Consider the following 16,585-nt stretch of genomic DNA (forward strand, 5'->3'; position numbering starts at 1 on the left):
TCAAACGTAACCGATCCGTCATCGCCTTGCCGCGCGGCAGTCATTTCGCTGGCGCAAAGGCCCCTCCGTGCATTTCCACGAAGGGGGAACGATCATGTCACATTCCAAACTATCCCTGTTGGCGGCCGTCGCCACTATTGCCCTTATTCCTTCGGCGTTTCCGACGCTTGCGCTCGCGCAGGATGTCGCGCCTGCCGCTGCCGACGCATCGGCCGACTCAGGCGATGACATCATCGTTCTGGGCTTCGGCGAAGTCCGTCAGGTGCAGACGATCGGCAAGGACGACATCGCCCTGCTGACGCCCGGCACCACGCCGCTGAAGGCGATTTCGAAGCTGCCCGGCGTCAATTTCCAGTCGGCCGACGCTTTCGGCGCCTATGAATGGTCGTCGCGCATCTCGCTGCGCGGTTTCAACCAGAACCAGTTGGGCTTCACGCTGGATGGCGTGCCGCTCGGCGATATGAGCTATGGCAACTATAACGGCCTGCACGTCAGCCGCGCGATCATCTCCGAAAATCTGGGCACCGTCGCCGTCAGCCAGGGCGCAGGCAGCCTGTCGACCGCATCGATCAGCAATTTGGGCGGCACGCTGCAGTTCACCTCGCGCGACCCATCGGCAGACATGGATATCGTGGCGTCGGGCACTTATGGCAGCGATGAGACGATGCGCGGCTTCGTGCGTGTCGAGAGCGGCGACATGGGCGGCGTGCGCGGCTACGCCAGCTACGGCTATCTGAAGGCCGACAAGTGGAAGGGCGTCGGCAAGCAGGAGCAGCATCAGGCCAACGCCAAGATCGTTGCTGACATTGGCGACGGCAAAATCACGGGATTCGTCAACTTCTCCGACCGTCGCGAGAATGACTATCAGGACATGTCGGCCGCGATGATCCAACGGCTCGGCAGCAACTGGGACAATATCTCCGGCGACTGGGCGACCGCCTACCGGCTGGCCGCGATCTACCAGAACCAGAATGCGGGCACGGCCGATCCGGCTTTCCTGCCTTACCCGACCTATGGCACGACATTTCCTGCGCCGTTCGAAACGGTGGACGACGCCTATTTCGACGCAGCGGGCCTGCGCCGCGACTGGCTGACCGGCCTGACGTTCGAGACGCCGGTGACGAGCAGCGTGCGGTTCAAGCTGCAGGGATATTACCACAACAATCACGGCCAGGGCCTGTGGTGGACGCCCTATGTCGCCAGCCCGACTGGCGCGCCGCTCTCCATCCGCACCACCGAATATGACATGGACCGCATGGGCACACTGGCCAATGTCACCTGGGAAATGGGCGCGAACACCCTGGAAGTGGGCGGCTGGTTCGAAAATAACGACTTCCACCAGGCGCGGCGTTTCTATTCGCTGGCAAATACGCTGGGCGGCTCCTCACGCGACAGCACGAAGTTCCAGACCAACCCGTTCGCGACGCAGTGGGAGTTCAAATATTCGACCGAGACCGTCCAATATTATGTCTCCGACAAGATTGATCTGGGCAGCCTGACGCTGTCGGGCGGCTGGAAGGGCGTGCGGGTCCGGAACACGGCGAACCCGATCGTCAAGGGCGGCCTTGCCTCCGGCAAAATCGAATCGAAGGACTGGTTCCTGCCGCAGGTCGGCGCGCTATTCCGCGTCAATGACAATGCCGAACTGTTCGCCAACTATACCGAGAATTTCCGTCCCTTCGTATCGGCGGCGACATCGGGCCTGTTTGGCGTAAGCCAGGCGAGCTTCAACGCCAGCGCCACCAATCTGAAGCCGGAAACGTCAAAGACGATCGAAGGCGGCGCCCGCATCCGCGCAGGCAGCTTCCAGGGATCGCTGGCGGCTTATTATGTCGACTTCAAGGATCGCATCCTGAGCGTTCAGGTCGGTTCGCCCATCGAAGGCCGTCCGTCCGAGTTGCAGAATGTCGGTTCCGTCCGATCTTATGGTTTCGAAGCCGCGGGCACATTCACACTGATGCATGGCCTCTCGGCCACGGCATCCTACGCCTATAACGACTCCACCTATCGCGATGACGTTCTGAACGGCGTGACCGTCGTTCCGCTTAAGGGCAAGACCGTCGTGGACAGCCCCAAGCATATCGCATCGGGCGAAATCGCCTATGATGGCGAGATGTTCTTCGGCCGGATCGGCGCAAACTATATGTCGAAGCGTTACTACACCTATCTCAACGACCAGTCGGTCAAGAGCCGGGTGCTGGTCGACGCCAGCATCGGCATCAAGGTGCCCGAAGGCATGGGCTTCCTGACGGGCTTCGCGATCGAGGCGTCCGCCACCAACCTGTTCGACAAGGAATATGTCTCCACGGTCGGTTCGGGCGGCTTCAGCAACAGCGGCGACGGCCAGACCCTGCTGCCGGGCGCGCCGCAGCAGTTCTTCGTCACCCTGCGCCGGGGCTTCTGATCATGGCAAAGGGATTGGGCCGCCGCGATGTCCTGAAAGCCGGTGTGGCCGCGACATCGTTCGCGGCCCTTTCCCCCGCCTTTGCCGCTCCGGCGGACAAGGCGCTGACCCGGATCGCCTTCGGCTCCTGTGCGCATCAGGACAAAGAGCAGCCGATCTGGGACAAGGTGAATGCCTGGGAGCCAGAGCTTTTCATCTTCCTGGGCGACAATATCTATGGCGACACGCAGGACATGAACGTCATGCGGGCCAAATATACCAAGCTGTCCGAAAAGCCCGGATACCGGACGCTGCGCAAGGCGACGCAGTGCATCGCGACCTGGGACGACCATGATTATGGCGTCAATGACGGCGGCTTCGAATATCCGAAGAAGAAGGAATCCAAGGAGCTGTTCCTGGAATTCTGGAACGAGCCGGCTGACGGTTTCCGGCGCAGCCATGAGGGCATCTATACCAGCTACTTCTTCGGGCCGAAGGGGCGGCGGGTGCAGGTGATCCTGCCTGACAACCGCACCTTCCGCACCGGGTTGATGGGATATACCACGCCACTGCCGCCATCCGGGCCATATCTGGTCAACAGCGATCCCAAGGCGACGATGCTGGGCGCGGCGCAATGGGACTGGCTGGAGGCTGAACTGCGCAAACCAGCCGATCTGCGCATCTTCGCCTCATCGACGCAGGTGGTCGCCGACCATCCGGGGCATGAGGCGTGGTGCAATTTCCAGGCGGATCACCAGCGGCTGCTCGACCTGATCGATTTTGCGCAGGTTGAGAAGCTGATCGTGATTTCCGGCGACACCCATTATCCGGAACTGTCGCGTCTGGCCGAGGGGATGCCTTATCCGCTCTACGATCTCACCTCATCGGGTCTGACGGAAGTGTGGGAATCCTTCGGTCCGAACAAAAACCGCATCGCGCAGGGGCCGCTGGCGCCGAATTTTGGGCGACTGACCATCGATTGGAGCGGCAAGGAGCCGTCCGTGTTGATGGAGGTGCAGATGCTCGACGGGCAGGTGGCGATCAGTCACCGGGTGCCGTTTGCGGAGCTGAAGCAGGGATTACGATGAGTTAGCCTCCGTTCGCCCTGAGCTTGTCGAAGGGCTGCACTTCTTTCTAGAAGGGCAAGGCTTCGACAAGCGCAGCCCGAACGGCTCGAATCACCAGCTTCCAAACCCCGGTGTTTCTCCGGTAACCTGCGTGGCGACGCGCACCGGGCGCTGGCGGCCGATGGTGGGGCGCTTGCGCAGGCGGAGCGTTGGCCATTGGCCATGCTGGTTGCTGTTGTCGATGCGGTCGGCGAGGCGCATGCCCTGCCTGCGATAGGCTGCGACGACCCGATCCGCCTGCGTGTCGAGAAGTCCCGCGAGGATCAGCGTGCCGCCATCCTCCAACAAAGCGCAGAGCGAGGGCGCGAGATCGATCAGCGGTCCCGCCAGGATGTTCGCGATGATGAGGTCGTAAGGCGCTCGGCCGATAATCGCGGGATGGTGCGCGCCCGCCGCCGTCACCAGAGCAAGCTGCCCGCCGCCATTGCCCAGGGGCACGGCGTTCACCCGCGCATTCTTCTCCGTAACCTCCACCGATACGGGATCGATATCCGATGCGATGGCATAGGCGCGGGGCCACAAATGCATGGCGGCGAAGGCGAGGATGCCGGTGCCGGTGCCGATGTCCACGATATTGCCGAAACGGTGGCCAAGGCGGCGGGCGCGATCCAGCATGCGCAGGCAGCCTGATGTGGTCTCATGCTGCCCGGTGCCGAACGCCTGCCCTGCAGTGATCAGATAGTTACGGAAACCTGCCTGTTCCGGGTCGCTTGCCATGTTGCGGACGTAAAATCGACCGGCGGCGACCGGCTCCAGGCCCTGCTGGCTGAGCGTGACCCAATCTTCGGCGGGAAGCTGCTCCAGAATCGGCGTCGCCGCAGCCGCGCTCGGCACCAGGGTACGGACGAGCGCGATGGTCTCCTTGCCCGGCTTGCCCTCAAAATAGGCATCCAGCCGCCATTGCAGCGGATCGTCCGGCTCCACTTCGCTGGTCATCAGCGCGGGCGGATTGTCGAGCATGGCGAGCAGGCCGATATCGTCCGACAACGCCTCCGCTTCCTCGCGGGTGCAGGGGAGGGTGAGTTTCCAGCTTTCGGCTGCGGCCGGATCAGCGGACATAGCTGGCTCCATTAGCGTCGAGGATGGCGCCGGTCATGGAGGGCGGGGCATCCTTCATAAGAAAGGCGGTGATCGCGGCGATTTCCTCCGGCGTCGCAACGCGGCCGAGGGGAATGTCGGCAAGGAGCTGATCGCCGCCGCGGCTGGAGAGATAATCCTCCGCCATGCCGGTCATGGTGAAGCCAGGACAGATGGCGAAGGCCAGGATATTTTCCCGTGCATAGGCCCGTGCGATCGTCTTGGTCATGGCGACCATACCGCCCTTCGACGCCGCATAATGCCAATGGGCGGGCGAATCGCCGCGATAGGCGGCCCGGCTGGCGATATTGACGATGCGGCCGGGCGCGGCCTTCTCCCGCCAGTGCAGGACGGCGCGGCGGCACAGAATGGCCGACGCCTCAAGATTGATCGTCATGGTGCGCCGCCAATTGTTGAGCCAGCCATCCCCTTCGAGCGGGGCTTCCTCAAAAACGCCCGCATTGTTGATGAGGACGTCTATGCGTCCGCCAAGGGCGTCCAGCGCACTGTCCCAGAGCGCGTCGGCGGCGCCATCAGCGTTCAGGTCCGCGTCGCGGCTGCTGGCGGCGAAAAGACGGTTGCCGGGTTTCAGCGTTTCCGCAATGGCCGCGCCAATGCCGCGCGACGCGCCGGTCAGGAGGATATGCTGTGTCATCGCGCCCGCTTAGACGAGCGCAGGTCCGCGGGAAAGAGAGACAGTGAAAACCGGCTCTGGCGCGGTTACAAGGCCAGATTCAGGCTTGGCCTCAGGCCACGCGGCGGCCGAATTCGGCGGATGCTTCGCGCAGGGTGGACAGTTTGCCCTCGACACTCATGAAGCCGCGCTCCAGCTCGTCGATTTCCGAGGCGACGACTTCCGTGTCCTGGCGGATGGCGGAGATGGTCGAGGACATGGAGTCGGCGGCCAGCGCCGTTTCATCCACGGCGGCGGTGATCATGGTGACGGTCTGCGCCTGCGCATCCATCGCGGTGCGGATGCGGTCGGCGGAGGTCTGCACCTCGTCCACCGTGTCGCGGATGCGCTGGTTGGTTTCGACCGATTGGCGGGTAGAAACCTGAATGGCGGAAATCTTGCCGGCGATGTCGTCCGTCGCGCGGGCCGTCTGGCTTGCGAGCGATTTCACTTCCTGGGCGACGACCGCAAAGCCGCGGCCTGCGTCTCCGGCGCGGGCGGCCTCGATGGTGGCGTTGAGCGCGAGCAGGTTGGTCTGCCCGGCAATGTCGCGGATGAGGCCAAGGATCGATTCGATCGACTTGGCATGTTCCGACAGGGTGGTGGACATGGTGACAGCGTCACCGGCCTGGGCCGACGCGCGGGCGGCGACTTCGGCTGCGCCCTCGACTTCGGCGCGGGCGTCCTCGATCGCGCGGATAAGGCCGGCGGAGGTCTGAGCCGCCTCGCGCATGGCGAGGGCGGATTGTTCGGCGGCGGCGGCGACTTCGGATGCCTTGCCCAGCATGCCGCGGGTGGCGGCGGATGCATCCTTGGCCTGTTCGCGTAGACCCTCGCCCAGCATCGATGCGCCGTCAATTTCTCCCACGATGCGCTTTTCGAACAGGGTGCCGTTCAATTCGCGTTCGGCTTCCTCTTCCTCGGCCACATGGGTTGCCAAGGCGGCGCAGATCAGTTCCGATTCCACCATGGAGAGGCGCAGCATAGCGCGCATCAGGCGGCGGCGTTCGCCATCATCCTGACCGGTCTGGTCCCAGATAACGTCGCACACGTTTTCGTTCGCGGTGGACATCGCCACCAGCACGGTTCGGATGGAAATGCCGTGCTTACGTGCGTGAATGACGCAGGCGCGGCCCGAATTGGCCCAGTTTTCCGAGCGGAGGCTGGTGAATTTCTCGCGGACATAGCGCAGAATCTCAGCCTGCAGCTTTTCGAGCGCAACCGCGGACAGGCGATCCGCAAGCCCGCTGCTGGCGAGATAGGCGTCCAGGAAGACCTTGGCCGTGCCGCGCCCCTGATCGGGCAGCAGAGCGAAGATGGCCGCGCAATCTTCCGCCAGCGTGTCGCCGGGATCGAATTCCTTCAGCCGTTCCTGCATCGTCACATCCACCTTTGCGCGCCGCGCCATTTCCGGTTCTCCAGAACATCCCCTGCGGGCATCTTTGGACCCGTCGCTACGGTCTTATCCCGGAACTGGTTAATCATCTCTTATGCAACCACCAGTTTTCCCCCCGCGAAGGGGGTAAAGTGACGGCAAGTAGCAAAGATGGTTCTGATAATTGCGCGATGGAGGGGTGCGCGCTAAGGGGATCGGGAATCATAGACGCTCAAGGGACCCACACCGCATGGCGCGATCCACCAACAGGCCGTTATCTCCGCATCTTACGATATGGAAATGGGGGCCGCATATGGCGATTTCCATCTTCCACCGCATCACCGGTAGCGGCCTTGCGACCGTAGGCGCGCTTGGGTTGGTCTGGTGGCTGTGGGCGGCGGCGAGCGGCAAGGCGGCTTATGAAACCTTTATCGCCTGCGCGACTTCGCCGATCGGCTATCTGGTCCTGATCGGTTTGACTTGGGCTTTCTTCCAGCATCTCTTTTCCGGCCTGCGCCATTTCGTGCTGGATATCGGCGCGGGATATGAGCTGAAGACCAACAAGAGCTGGTCGATCCTCGTCTTTGTTCTGGCCATAGCCGCCACCGGCATCCTGTGGCTTGTCATTCTTGCGGGGAAGATCTGATGGGCACGGGAACCGGCATCGGCCGCGTAAGGGGCCTTGGCAGCGCCAAGACGGGCGCGCATCACTGGATTCAGCAGCGTGTGACGGCGGCCGGCAATGTCCTGCTGCTCATCTGGTTTCTGATCAGCTTGTTCAAACTGCCCGGCCTTGAATATGCCGAGGTTGTCGCCTGGCTGGGCCAGCCGCTGGTTGCGGTGCCGATGATGCTGATGCTCGCCAACCTGTTCTGGCACCTGCGTATGGGCCTGCAGGTCGTGATCGAGGATTATGTCCATGAGGAGGGCACCAAGTTCGGCACGCTCCTCCTTCTCAACTTCTACGCCATCGGCGGAGCCGCGCTCGGCATCTTCGCCATCGCCAAGATCGCATTTACCGCAGGGGCCGCTTCCTGATGTCGACGGACAGCTACAAGATCATCGACCATACCTATGACACGGTGGTCGTCGGCGCAGGCGGTTCCGGCCTGCGCGCCACCATGGGCAGCGCCGAGGCGGGCCTGAAAACCGCATGCATCACCAAGGTATTCCCGACCCGCAGCCATACGGTCGCGGCGCAAGGCGGCATCGCCGCTTCGCTGGGCAACAACACGCCGGATCACTGGACCTGGCACATGTACGACACCGTCAAGGGGTCGGACTGGCTGGGCGACCAGGACGCCATCGAATATATGGTGCGCGAGGCGCCTGCCGCGGTCATCGAACTGGAGCATGCGGGCGTGCCGTTCAGCCGTAACCCGGAGGGCACGATCTACCAGCGGCCCTTTGGCGGTCACATGCAGAATATGGGTGCCGGTCCGCCCGTGCAGCGCACCTGCGCCGCCGCCGACCGTACCGGCCACGCCATGCTTCACGCGCTGTATCAGCAGAGCCTGAAATATGATGCGGACTTCTACATCGAATATTTCGCCATCGACCTGATCATGGAGGACGGGCCGAACGGCAAGGAATGCCGGGGCGTCATCGCGCTTTGCATGGAGGACGGCTCCATTCACCGTTTCCGCAGCCATGCGGTCGTGCTGGCGACGGGTGGCTATGGCCGCTCTTATTTCTCCGCGACCTCGGCGCATACCTGCACCGGCGACGGCGGCGGCATGGTGCTGCGCGCCGGCCTGCCGCTACAGGACCTGGAGTTCGTGCAGTTCCACCCGACCGGCATCTATGGCGCTGGCGTGCTGATCACCGAGGGCGCGCGCGGCGAGGGCGGGTATCTCACCAACTCCGAGGGCGAACGCTTCATGGAGCGTTATGCCCCGTCCGCGAAAGACCTGGCGTCGCGCGACGTTGTCTCCCGCTCGATGGCGATGGAGATGCGCGAAGGCCGCGGCGTTGGCGAGCATAAGGACCATATCTTCCTGCACCTCGACCATATCGATCCCAAGGTGCTGGCCGAGCGCCTGCCGGGCATCACCGAGAGCGGCAAGATATTCGCGGGTGTCGACCTGACCCGTCAGCCGCTGCCGGTGACGCCGACTGTCCACTACAATATGGGCGGCATCCCCTGTAACTATCATGGGCAGGTGGTGACGAAGAAGGATGGCGATCCCGAAGTCATCGTGCCGGGCCTGTTCGCCGTGGGCGAGGCCGCCTGCGTATCAGTGCATGGCGCCAACCGCCTCGGCTCCAACTCGCTGATCGACCTTGTCGTGTTCGGCCGCGCGACCGGCCTGTTCCTGAAGGACAATGTGAAGCCCAACAGCTCGCATAGGGCGTTGCCGAAGGATTCGGCCGATCTGGCGCTTGGCCGCCTCGACCATTATCGCAATGCCAAGGGCGGTTCGCCGACCGCGCAGGTTCGTCTGGATATGCAGCGCACGATGCAGAAGCACGCTGCCGTGTTCCGTGACACTGCGCTGCTGGCCGAGGGCGTCGAGCGGATGCAGAAGGTCAACAAGCGGATGGAAGACATCGGCGTGACCGACCGTTCGCTGATTTGGAACACCGATCTGGTCGAGACGCTGGAGCTGGACAATCTGATGGCGCAGGCCGTGTGCACCATGGAAAGCGCGAACAACCGCAAGGAATCGCGCGGCGCCCATGCGCATGAGGACTTCCCGGACCGCGACGATGTGAACTGGATGAAGCACACGATTAGCTGGTTCGACGGCTGGGGCGGCAAGGGCGGCAAGGTGACGCTCGATTACCGTCCGGTGCACGACTATACGATGACCGACGAAGCGGAATATGTGAAGCCCAAGGCTCGCGTATACTGAGTCGATGCTTCAGCGGTAGGGAATGACAGGGGCCGGTGATGAACCGGCCCCTTTTCCTATTTGGCAACATGCCGGGCGGTCCCAATAAGGCACGGCCGTTAACCATTTATCCGTGTTTACGGAAGTAGTTAACGGGTTCATGACATTTGCATGACAGATGCAGGATCAGCATAGCGATGGAGGCGCTGGACACGGCCATTGTCGGCCTATGTTCCCGCTTTCAGGGCCAATGGCCGCTATTCGATCATATCGTCCTGGACCTGTTCCAGATGGACACCTTCAAATTGATGCCGATGATGACGGTTATCGTCGCGCTCTGGCTGTCGGCAACGGAAAATCCCGTCCGGCAGAAGGCATTGTTTGATGGGGTCGTGGCGGGTTTCCTTGCGCTTATTTTGTCGCGCGTTATCCAGAATAGCGGGCCTTTCCGGGCGCGGCCGGCTCTGTCCGGGCAATTCGTCTTTCCTGTGCCGGACGAGGGATTTCCGAACGACTGGAGTTCTTTCCCCAGCGATACGGCCAGTCTGGGCTTTGCTCTTGCCTTTGCGATCTGGAGGACGTCGCGGCCTTTGGGCGCGGCGGCGTTCCTGTGGGCGACAGTAGTCGTGACGTTTCCACGCCTCTATGGCGGGTTCCATTATCCGAGCGATATCCTGGCCGGTGCGGCGATCGGCATGGGTTGCGCATGGCTCTATCCGCGCTCCGGCCGTGTGGCGGAATGGGTGTGGACAACCGCAGACAGGATAAGGGCATGGCGGCCGGTTTGTTTCTACGCCGCGCTCTTTGTCGTGGCGTTTCAGCTCAGCACCTATTTCTACGACATTCGCAGAGCGGGGCAGAAGTCACTGGAAGCAGCCGGGATCGTGCGGACAGCCAATTGATCGCAATCGGCGATTGCCAGGGGCACAAACTTCGTAGGAACAGGATTGCCGTACTCCTCTTTTCACCTGCGCAAAACAGGCCTGCATATTGACGCGCGGAAATCCTGATGCTCTGGTTCGCGCGGAAGCAGGGAAGCCGCATGATCCATAGCGAGCGTCATTCGATCAACCGCATCGGCTGGTTGCGGGCGGCCGTGCTGGGCGCGAATGACGGTATCGTATCCACCGCCAGCCTGATCATCGGCGTGGCCGCCGCCGGAACGGCGCGGGAGAATATCCTGCTTTCCGGCATTGCCGCGTTGGTGGCGGGGGCCATGTCGATGGCGGCGGGAGAATATGTCTCCGTCAGTTCCCAATCCGATACGGAGCGCGCGGATTTGAAAAAGGAGCGGCGCGAACTGGCCGATGAGCCTGAGTTGGAGCTGCAGGAGCTGACCGCAATCTATATGGGCCGCGGGCTGTCGTCCGATCTGGCGAGGCAGGTGGCCGAGCAATTGACCGCGCAGGATGCGCTGGCCGCGCATGCGCGTGACGAACTGGGCATTTCACCGGAACTGGCCGCCCGGCCTCTGCAGGCGGCGGCGGCATCCGCCCTGACATTCAGTGCGGGGGCGGCGGCGCCATTGCTGGCCGTGGCGGCGGTGCCGGTGGACCTGCTGCTCTACGTCGTGCCGGTGGTGGCGCTGCTGGGGCTGATCCTGCTCGGCTATCTGGGCGCATGGGCCGGTGGAGCGAAGGCGACGCGGCCCGTATTGCGCGTCGCCTTCTGGGGTGTGCTCGCCATGGCCATCACCGCCGGGATCGGGCGGCTTGTGGGAACGGTGGTCTAGGCGACTGCGGGCTGCTCCAACAGCAAGCCGAGCGGTACGGAATTCACCACCACGCTGCCCGCATCCACGTTGGAAATGCGCAGTTTCGCCTTGGCCGTGTAGGGGATCAGCGCGCAGATGGTCTGCGGTGAAATGGAAGGGTTATCGCCCTGAAAATCCGCCGTAACTCCTGCCGCTACTGTGACCCCATTGACGATGATCTCGCAAATGGTGACAGGCCGAACCTGATGTGCGGCGGCGAAGATGATGCTGGTGAAAGTTCCCGGCTTCAGGTCATATTCGCCCATCGCCGTGCCTATGTTGGTTGTCTCGAACATATGCCCTCCTGACGGAACAGCCGGTTTCGGCGTCCAAAGGCAGGATAGATTGATGTTCCGGATTCTGCGGCGGTAGTCTGCGCCATTCTGCTTCCGATCCGGCTGTGAATGGTTCGTTCTGAACCTTTGGGTTGCAGGCAGGGACGGTAGCGGGAATAGTCCCGACATATTCTGCCCTATGATGAAGGACTTGCCGTTATGAAGCGCCCGGCCGCCGCTCTATTCCTCGCTCTTTTGCTTTCGGCTGGAGCGCCCGCACTTGCCGCGCTGTCGCCCGCCGAGCAGAAGATGGGCGTGACCGTGGATGCGGAATATGACCGGACGGTCGCCCTGTTGGAGAAGCTGGTCAACCAGAATAGCGGCTCCATGAATATCGCCGGGGTAACGGCCGTAGGCGACATGATCCGGCCGGAGTTGGAGGCGCTGGGCTTCAAGGTTGAATGGAAGCCTATGGCCGCGGTCAAGCGGGCGGGGCACATCGTCGCGACGCATAAGGGCAAGGCGGGCACGAAGCGGCTGCTGCTGATCGGGCATCTGGATACGGTGTTCGAGGCCGACTCGCCGTTCCAGACCTTCGTGCGAAAGGCCGATGAGGCGGAGGGGCCGGGCGTAGGTGATGACAAGGGCGGCATGGTGGTTATGCTGTCCGCCCTGCGCGCTATGCAGGCCGCGGGCACGCTGAATGATGCGAATATCGAGATCGTGCTGACCGGTGACGAGGAGGATGCCGGCGATCCGGTCTCCATATCCCGCGCGGACCTGATCGCGGCGGGCAAGCGGGCTGATGCGGCGCTGGATTTCGAGGGGCTGGCCGTGGAGGATGGCAAGGATATGGGGTCCATCGCCCGGCGCTCCTCCAATAGCTGGACGCTGAGCGCGACGGGCAAATCCGGGCACAGCTCACGGATATTCTCCGAAGCGGCGGGAGATGGCGCTATCTATGAGCTGGCGCGGATCATCGCGGCGTTCCGGAAAGAGCTGCCGGAGCCGAACCTGACGTTCAATGTCGGGCTGGTTGGCGGCGGGCAGAGCGCAGACGTCGACAAGGATGGCGTGCGCATCGCGGTGACGGGCAAGACCAACATCATCCCGCCTATCGCCGTCGCCAAGGGCGATTTCCGTACGCTGTCGCAGGAGCAGACCGACCGGGTGCAGGAGAAGATGATAAAGATCGTCGCCGCCCATTCGCCGGGCACGGACGCTAAGATCAGTTTCGAGCGGGGCTATCCGCCGATGGCGCCCACAGAGGGAAACAAGGCGCTGCTGGCCAAACTGAACGGCGTGAATGCTGACCTTGGCCTACCGGAAATGCCCACGCTTGATCCGCTGAAGCGCGGGGCGGGCGACATCGCCTTTGTCGCGGCGGATGTGGACGGGCTGGTCGGACTTGGCGTGGCGAGCCGGGGCGACCATGCGCCGGGCGAAACGGCGGACCTCAACAGCATCAAGCGGCAGGCGAAGCGCGCCGCGATATTGATGACCCGCCTTTCCCGCGAGAAGCGTTAGGCCAGTCAGACTGCCGACAGCGCCAGGCCAGCGAGCGCCGCGACGCAGAGCAGCGGCATGATGCCGATCCTGAATCGGAACAGCAGGATTGCGGCGCCGACGCCGAGCAGGGCGGCCCGCCAGTCGAGGGTGGACCAGTCCGGGCTATAAAGGCGGAGCGGTCCCCACGCGCTTTCCCGCACCAGGCCAAACAGGACATGCAGGGCGAACCAGATAGTGAGGTTGGCGATCACACCGACGACAGCGGCGGTCAGCGCGGCGAGGCCGCCCTGCAGCTTGCGGGCATGCTCAAGACGCTCCATCCATGGCGCAAGCGCGAATATCCAGAGGAAGCAAGGGGCGAAGGTTACCCATGTCGTCAGGACCGCGCCGATGATCCCCGCGGTGAGAGGGCTGAACGGGTTAGGCGCGCGGAAGGCGGCAAGGAAACCGACGAACTGCGTGACCATGATCAGCGGGCCGGGCGTCGTTTCCGCCATGCCAAGGCCATCGGCCATTTCTCCGGCCGTCAGCCAGTGGTGCGACTGCACTGCCTCCTGCGCCATATAAGCCAGGACAGCATAGGCTCCGCCAAACGTGACGACGGCGAGTTGCGAGAAGAAGGCGCCGATCGTCCAAAGCACATGTCCGGGACCAAGCGTGGCAAGGATGAGGAGCATGGGTGCGGCCCATATCAGCAGCCAGCCGAGGATGGTGTAAAGCGACCCGCGGAAAAGCGCTCCGCGCGGCGCGGGTGCGGGTCTTTCGATCGGGGGTTTCAGCCGAAGCCATTGCGGGCGATATGTCGCTACCGCCATGCCCAGTGCGCCGCTGCCCAGGACGACGAGCGGGAAGGGGAGATTAAGGAAGAACAGGGCGATGAAGGATGCCAGGGCGAGCACAGTCTTGAACCGGCTGTTCAATGCCCGCTTGCCGATGCGGATCAGCGCCTGCGCCACGATGGCCAGCACAGCCGCCTTGATCCCCAGGAAAAGAGCCGCGAACAAGCCGAAGTTGGCGGCATAGGCGTAAAGGATCGACAGGCCCATGATGACCAGTGCGCCAGGCAGAACGAACAGCAGGCCGGCGACAAGGCCGCCTCTTAATCCATGCAGCCGCCAGCCGATCCATGTCGCGAGCTGCTGGGCCTCCGGTCCGGGCAATAAGTGGCACAGGTTGAGCGCGCGCAGATATTGCTCCTCATCGACCCACTTGCGCTTCTCGACGATCTCCTCATGCATCAGTGCGATCTGTCCGGCCGGTCCGCCAAAGCTGATGAGGCCGATGCGGCCGAATGTCCCGATCATCTCACGAAAGGATGGCAGCGCCATACATACGTCCCCCTCGGCCCGGATGGGCCGGTTTTGCCGCAACGCTTGGGCAGGGACGCCTGATCGGGAGGTAGCCTGATCCCGATGATTGATCCTAACAACAGCGGCGGCCCGTTTTCAAGTGGCGTGATGAGGGTTGTTTGCATGCAATGTCTTGCCTAGTCTTGCCCCAAACCAACGGGTCAGAACCCATCAGGAGAGACTGTCGATGCGCTACGCCACCCTGGGAAACACCGGTCTTATCGTCTCGCGGCTCGCATTCGGAGCGATGACCTTTACGCAGGGCAATCGCGACAATGGCGCGATCTTCAAGGTGGGCGAGGAGGTGGCCGACCAACTGGTGGGTCAAGCGCTGGACGCCGGAATCAATTTCTTCGACACGGCGGATGGCTATGCTGGCGGCGAGTCAGAAATATTGCTGGGCAAGGCGCTGGCCAGCCGCCGCAAGGATGTAGTGATCGCCACGAAGGCCGGTTTCCGGTCCGGTCCTCCGCCCACGCAATCCGGCCTGTCGCGCCGGCATATCCTGTGGTCGGTCGACCAGAGCCTCCAGCGGTTGGGGACGGATTGGCTGGATATCTATATCGCCCACCGCGAGGACCCTTTCACGCCGCTGGAGGAAACGCTGGAGGCGCTGGATGCTGTCGTCCGGTCGGGCAAAGTGCGGTATCTGGGCTTTTCCAACTGGTCCGCATGGAAAGTCGCCGCCGCCATGGAGATCCAGAAGGCAAACGGCCTTGCGCCCTTCACCCACGGCCAGATGTATTATTCGCTATTGGGCCGCGACGTTGAGCGCGACATCATCCCGATGATGCAGCGATACGGGCTGGGCATGACCATCTGGAGTCCGCTGGCCGCCGGATTTCTGAGCGGAAAATACACCCGCGAGACGCTCAGCGATCCCGAAAACCGTCTGTCCGGCTTCGACCTGCTGCCGTTCGACAAGGAGCAGGGTTTTGCGCTGGTCGAACGGATGCGGCCGATCGCGCAGGCGCATGGCGCCAGCGTCGCCCAAGTGGCGATTGCCTGGCTGCTGACCCGCAATGCCGTGACGAGTGTGATCCTTGGCGCCAGCAAACCGCACCAGTTGGAGGACAATCTGGGCGTCGCCACGCTGACATTGACCGCGGAGGAGCTGAAAACCCTGGACGATGCAACGCCGTTACCGTTGGTCTATCCCAACTGGTTCGCCGAGAAAATGGCCGATCAGGATACGAGAAAGACGCTGGGTAGGTAGCGCGGGGATCGCGCCACTTTGCCCCTCAGATCGCGCCCTTGAACGTGTCGCACTGCGAAGGGTCGCCGGTGGACAGACCCCTGCGCAGCCATTCCATCCGCTGGGCGGAACTGCCATGGGTGAAGCTGGCCTCTACCGGACGGCGTCCAGCCGCTTTCTGGAGCGTATCATCGCCAATCGCATGGGCGGCGGTCATGCCTTCCTCCAGATCGCCCTGTTCCATGAGGCCCGTATCCTTGGCCCAGACGCCCGCATAGCAGTCGGCCTGCAGCTCAACCCGCACCTGCAGGGCATTGCCCTGTTCTTCGCTGACCGAACGCTGGCGCTTGTTCACATCGCCCAGCGTACCTTCCAGGTTCTGGATATGGTGGCCGACCTCATGCGCGATCACATAAGCCTGCGCAAAGTCGCCGGGCGCGCCGAAGCGCTGACGCAGTTCCTCGAAGAAATCGGTGTCGAGATAGACCTTCTGGTCGGTCGGGCAATAGAAAGGCCCCATCGCCGATTGCGCCGCGCCGCAGCCCGATGTGCCGCTCTGCGAATAGAAGGACAGGATGGTTGGCCGGTATTGCTGGCCCGATTGCTGGAACAGTTTGCCCCATGTCCGCTCGGTCGACCCCAGCACCTTGAGCGACCAGTGCTGGATTTCCGTGAGCTGCTGCGGATCATTGCTGGCGGGCGCGCTTTGCTGGGTCGGGGCCATGCCGGTGCCGCCGCCGAGCAGGGAAAGGGGATTGACGCCCATCACCAGCATGATGCCTACCACCACGACGATCCCCATGCAGCCGAAGCGGCTGCCGATCAGCGGCAGCAACAGGCCGAGCATCCCACCGCCGCCTCCGCCGCCAAAGCCCCCGAACCCGCCGCTACCGCGGCCCTGCACCTCGAAGTTGGTGCTTTCCTGTTCGTCGTCGAGGCGCATGCAGGAGTCTCCCGGAGCTTGGTTTGACCAAGCTTAGGACATAGCGACGGGGGCGAACAGGGTAAACGCGCTTGCGCGGTCAGCGATGATTA

15 protein-coding genes are annotated in these 16,585 nt (G+C 62.9%); 9 read left to right on the top strand and 6 right to left on the bottom strand.

Going from position 1 to position 16,585, the window contains the following annotated elements; translation table 11 throughout:
* The first annotated feature begins 94 nt into the window (after positions 1-94).
* Both KFK14_RS06330 and KFK14_RS06335 read left to right on the top strand, forming a co-directional pair.
* Positions 95-2,404 carry a TonB-dependent receptor gene (locus tag KFK14_RS06330; protein WP_212610277.1) on the top strand — a complete coding sequence of 770 codons (2,310 nt, stop codon included), beginning with the start codon at positions 95-97 and terminating at the stop codon, positions 2,402-2,404.
* Positions 2,405-2,406: 2 nt separating this feature from the next.
* Positions 2,407-3,471 (top strand): alkaline phosphatase D family protein, encoded by a 1,065-nt coding sequence (locus KFK14_RS06335; protein WP_246524923.1) that lies wholly within the window; start codon positions 2,407-2,409, stop codon positions 3,469-3,471.
* A gap of 90 nt (positions 3,472-3,561) precedes the next feature.
* Here KFK14_RS06335 and KFK14_RS06340 read toward each other — a convergent pair whose 3' ends face one another.
* From KFK14_RS06340 to KFK14_RS06350, 3 genes are all read right to left on the bottom strand, one after another.
* The gene (locus KFK14_RS06340; RefSeq protein ID WP_212610278.1) at positions 3,562-4,569 is read right to left on the bottom strand and encodes a 50S ribosomal protein L11 methyltransferase; all 1,008 of its coding nucleotides are present in this window, start codon (positions 4,567-4,569) and stop codon (positions 3,562-3,564) included.
* Positions 4,559-5,242 (bottom strand): SDR family NAD(P)-dependent oxidoreductase, encoded by a 684-nt coding sequence (locus KFK14_RS06345; protein WP_212610279.1) that lies wholly within the window; start codon positions 5,240-5,242, stop codon positions 4,559-4,561. Before KFK14_RS06345 ends, KFK14_RS06340 begins: the two co-directional genes overlap by 11 nt.
* A gap of 91 nt (positions 5,243-5,333) precedes the next feature.
* Complete coding sequence (locus KFK14_RS06350) at positions 5,334-6,668, bottom strand: methyl-accepting chemotaxis protein (protein WP_212610280.1); 1,335 nt, start codon at positions 6,666-6,668, stop codon at positions 5,334-5,336.
* A 217-nt stretch (positions 6,669-6,885) separates the two neighbouring features.
* Here KFK14_RS06350 and sdhC point away from each other — a divergent pair, with 217 nt between their 5' ends.
* From sdhC to KFK14_RS06375, 5 genes are all read left to right on the top strand, one after another.
* On the top strand, positions 6,886-7,281 hold the full coding sequence (sdhC, locus tag KFK14_RS06355; RefSeq protein ID WP_070151594.1) for a succinate dehydrogenase, cytochrome b556 subunit: 396 nt from the start codon (positions 6,886-6,888) through the stop codon (positions 7,279-7,281).
* Positions 7,281-7,673, top strand: a complete 393-nt coding sequence (sdhD, locus tag KFK14_RS06360; RefSeq protein WP_212610281.1) for a succinate dehydrogenase, hydrophobic membrane anchor protein — start codon at positions 7,281-7,283, stop codon at positions 7,671-7,673. The genes sdhC and sdhD overlap by 1 nt, the downstream gene beginning before the upstream one ends.
* Positions 7,673-9,490, top strand: a complete 1,818-nt coding sequence (sdhA, locus tag KFK14_RS06365) for a succinate dehydrogenase flavoprotein subunit (RefSeq protein ID WP_212610282.1) — start codon at positions 7,673-7,675, stop codon at positions 9,488-9,490. Before sdhD ends, sdhA begins: the two co-directional genes overlap by 1 nt.
* A gap of 176 nt (positions 9,491-9,666) precedes the next feature.
* Entirely contained in the window at positions 9,667-10,371 is a 705-nt protein-coding gene (locus KFK14_RS06370) for a phosphatase PAP2 family protein (protein WP_212610283.1), read from the top strand.
* A 140-nt stretch (positions 10,372-10,511) separates the two neighbouring features.
* Complete coding sequence (locus tag KFK14_RS06375; protein WP_246524925.1) at positions 10,512-11,201, top strand: VIT1/CCC1 transporter family protein; 690 nt, start codon at positions 10,512-10,514, stop codon at positions 11,199-11,201.
* On the opposite strand, the gene KFK14_RS06380 is transcribed toward KFK14_RS06375, so the two are convergent.
* Positions 11,198-11,518 (bottom strand): hypothetical protein, encoded by a 321-nt coding sequence (locus tag KFK14_RS06380; protein WP_212610285.1) that lies wholly within the window; start codon positions 11,516-11,518, stop codon positions 11,198-11,200. The two genes, KFK14_RS06375 and KFK14_RS06380, sit on opposite strands and share 4 nt — an antisense overlap.
* Positions 11,519-11,716: 198 nt before the next feature.
* Between KFK14_RS06380 and KFK14_RS06385 the strand changes: the two genes are divergently transcribed.
* Complete coding sequence (locus KFK14_RS06385) at positions 11,717-13,024, top strand: M20/M25/M40 family metallo-hydrolase (protein WP_212610286.1); 1,308 nt, start codon at positions 11,717-11,719, stop codon at positions 13,022-13,024.
* 5 nt (positions 13,025-13,029) lie between these two features.
* On the opposite strand, the gene chrA is transcribed toward KFK14_RS06385, so the two are convergent.
* Complete coding sequence (gene chrA, locus KFK14_RS06390; RefSeq protein ID WP_212610287.1) at positions 13,030-14,334, bottom strand: chromate efflux transporter; 1,305 nt, start codon at positions 14,332-14,334, stop codon at positions 13,030-13,032.
* A gap of 208 nt (positions 14,335-14,542) precedes the next feature.
* Between chrA and KFK14_RS06395 the strand changes: the two genes are divergently transcribed.
* Entirely contained in the window at positions 14,543-15,571 is a 1,029-nt protein-coding gene (locus KFK14_RS06395) for an aldo/keto reductase (protein WP_212610288.1), read from the top strand.
* A gap of 25 nt (positions 15,572-15,596) precedes the next feature.
* On the opposite strand, the gene ypfJ is transcribed toward KFK14_RS06395, so the two are convergent.
* Positions 15,597-16,493: a KPN_02809 family neutral zinc metallopeptidase gene (gene ypfJ / locus KFK14_RS06400; RefSeq protein ID WP_212610289.1), complete on the bottom strand. Its 897-nt coding sequence runs from the start codon at positions 16,491-16,493 to the stop codon at positions 15,597-15,599.
* Positions 16,494-16,585: the final 92 nt, after the last annotated feature.

Source organism: Sphingobium phenoxybenzoativorans (assembly GCF_018286635.1).
GTDB classification, from domain to species: domain Bacteria; phylum Pseudomonadota; class Alphaproteobacteria; order Sphingomonadales; family Sphingomonadaceae; genus Sphingobium; species Sphingobium phenoxybenzoativorans.